Origin of the sequence: Intestinibacter sp. (genome assembly GCF_051866655.1) — a bacterium.
Lineage (GTDB): Bacteria > Bacillota > Clostridia > Peptostreptococcales > Peptostreptococcaceae > Intestinibacter.
Map to the genome: position 1 here is coordinate 1 of NZ_JBJDXL010000468.1, position 2,586 is coordinate 2,586.

Here is a 2,586-nt window from a genome sequence, read left to right on the forward strand (position 1 = left end):
TTGGTTTATAGCTTCTAAAGCTAATTTATAATCAAAATGTATATCTGCAATTATAGGTATATTTATCTGCTCTTTTATTTTTGATATAGATTTAGCTGCATCCATATCCACAACTGCAACTCTGACTATATCGCATCCTGCTTTTTCAAGCCTTTTTATTTGTTCTACAGTTTTTTCAACGTCTCTTGTATCTGTATTAGTCATAGATTGTACTGAAATTGGATTGTTTCCTCCAATTTTTACATTTCCAACCCTAACTTCTCTTGTCGATTTTCTTTCGTAACTCATACTTCACCTTCTACTTTTATATAATTGTATTTAATTAAAATAATCTCAAAATATCTTTATATGTTATAAACAACATAAATGCCATTAAAATACTCATTCCTACTATATTTATCATAGACTCTTTACTTGGGTCTAATTTCTTGCCACCTCTTAACCCTTCTATTAGTAATAAAAGAAGTCTTCCTCCATCTAATGCAGGGAATGGAATTAGATTCATAATTCCAAGGTTTAAGCTTATAACTGCTCCTAAATAAAGTAAATTAGTTATCCCTGTCTTGGCAGCATCTGAAACCATTCCTATTACTCCAACAGGTCCAGCTACAGAATTAGAAATTCCACCAGCGACTTTTCCTGTCACCAATTGACCTAGAAATTCAACCATTTGAACAGTTATATCCCATGTAGTTGTAACTGAATTTGTAAATGATTTTACTATATTTTTTGTTCTATCAAATGTTATACCTATTATATAAGTCTGCGTATCCTTGTTAAATACTGGATTTAGATTGAATTCCATATCCTTATCGTCTCTATTAACTACAACTTTTACTTCTTTACCTTTAGATGTTGAAATTATATCTGTTATATCTGTAGAGGAGCTGACCTCTTGTCCATTTACAGATTTAATTTCATCGCCAACCATTATTCCAGCTGCCTTTGCCGGAGCATCATCTATTAAAGTACCGACTTTCGTTGTAGGAACTCCTATTATCAAAAATAAAGCTACTAAAAATCCAATACATCCTAAAAAGTTAAAAAATGGACCTGCAAATATTATACTAGCTCTTTGAAGTATAGTCTTTTCTGCAAAAGATCCTTCATTTATAGCGACTTCGCCGTCTATTTCATCTGATATTTTACTTTTATCTTCTTGAATTTCTAGGCTTTCATAGACTAAGTCTCTTTCTTCTGATAAATCATCTTCCTCCTCTGATCTATCAAATCCGTCTTCTTCACCCTCCATGCTTACATATCCGCCTATTGGAAGTATTCTTATTGAATACTCAGTACCGCCTTTTTCCTTGCTGTATATTTTAGGTCCCATACCTATTGAAAATTCATGGATAGTTACCCCATTTTTCTTAGCCAATAAAAAATGTCCAAATTCATGGATAAGGATAATTATACCAAATAATAATAATGCAATTACTATTGTCATATATTCACCGCCCTATTTTAATAAATTTTTTACATAGTTTCTCGTCCATATGTCTACTTCTAAAATATCATCTAAAGTCGGATTACTTATGCTATTGTGCGCATCTAGAGATTTTTCTATATAATACGGTATATCGTAAAACCCTATTTTATCTCTTAGAAAACTCTCTACAAGTACCTCATTAGAAGCATTTAACACAGTTAAATATGTTTTTCCCTCTTTTAAAGCATCATATGCAAGCTTTAAACAAGGAAAAGTATTTATATCAGGCTCCTCAAAAGTTAGCTTGCTTATTTTTGAAAAGTCTATTCTTTCAAAATCACTCGCTATCCTATTTGGATATGTAAGAGCATATTCAATTGCAAGTCTCATATCCGGCATAGATAACTGTGCTATAACAGAAGTATCTATATATTCTACCATCGAGTGTATAATACTTTGAGGATGTACTACAACGTCTATATTTTTGTAGTCCACGTCAAATAACCAATTTGCCTCTATCACCTCAAGACCCTTGTTCATCAAAGTAGAAGAATCTATAGTTATTTTTTGACCCATGCTCCAGTTTGGATGCTTAAGTGCTTCTCTTTTCGTGACATTTATCAATTCTTCTCTTGTTTTACCTCTAAAAGGTCCTCCTGATGCAGTTAAGATAAGCTTATTTACTTGTTTTTTATTTTCTCCATTTAAGCATTGAAATATAGCTGAGTGCTCGCTGTCTACAGGCAGTATGTTTACGCCGTTTTCTTTAGCAGCCTTCATAACGATTTCGCCTGCAGTTACAAGTGTCTCCTTATTTGCAAGAGCTATGTCTTTTTTATGCTCTATAGCCTTTACAGTAGGAATAAGACCTATCATTCCGACTACTGCAGTTAAAACTATATCTACTTCATCTAAGGTAGATATCTTCACAAGACCCTCCATCGAATCTAAGACCTCTATATCTATGTATTTCGGTATTAAATTTTTTAGCTTCTCTGCGCTTTCTCTGTCATATACTACGACGTATTTTGGTTTAAATTCGATAATTTGCTCTAAAAGTAAATCCACACTTTTATTTGCCGATATAGCTACTACTTCAAATTTATCTGTATTTTTATCTACAGTTTCTTGCTTTGTTTCTTGTTGTTGTTCTACTT

Annotated in this window: 3 protein-coding genes; all 3 read right to left on the minus strand. The window is 32.4% G+C overall.

All coding sequences use genetic code 11. The annotated features are described in order from the left end of the window. Positions 1 to 288 (minus strand): flavodoxin-dependent (E)-4-hydroxy-3-methylbut-2-enyl-diphosphate synthase (locus tag ACI3VO_RS14030; protein WP_439758515.1); only part of this gene is annotated, 288 nt, incomplete at its 3' end. 34 nt (positions 289 to 322) lie between these two features. Further along, positions 323 to 1,447 carry an RIP metalloprotease RseP gene (rseP, locus tag ACI3VO_RS14035; RefSeq protein ID WP_439758516.1) on the minus strand — a complete coding sequence of 375 codons (1,125 nt, stop codon included), beginning with the start codon at positions 1,445 to 1,447 and terminating at the stop codon, positions 323 to 325. A 12-nt stretch (positions 1,448 to 1,459) separates the two neighbouring features. Continuing rightward, positions 1,460 to 2,586, minus strand: a 1,127-nt coding sequence (locus ACI3VO_RS14040) for a 1-deoxy-D-xylulose-5-phosphate reductoisomerase (RefSeq protein WP_439758517.1), incomplete at its 5' end; no start/stop codon positions are given.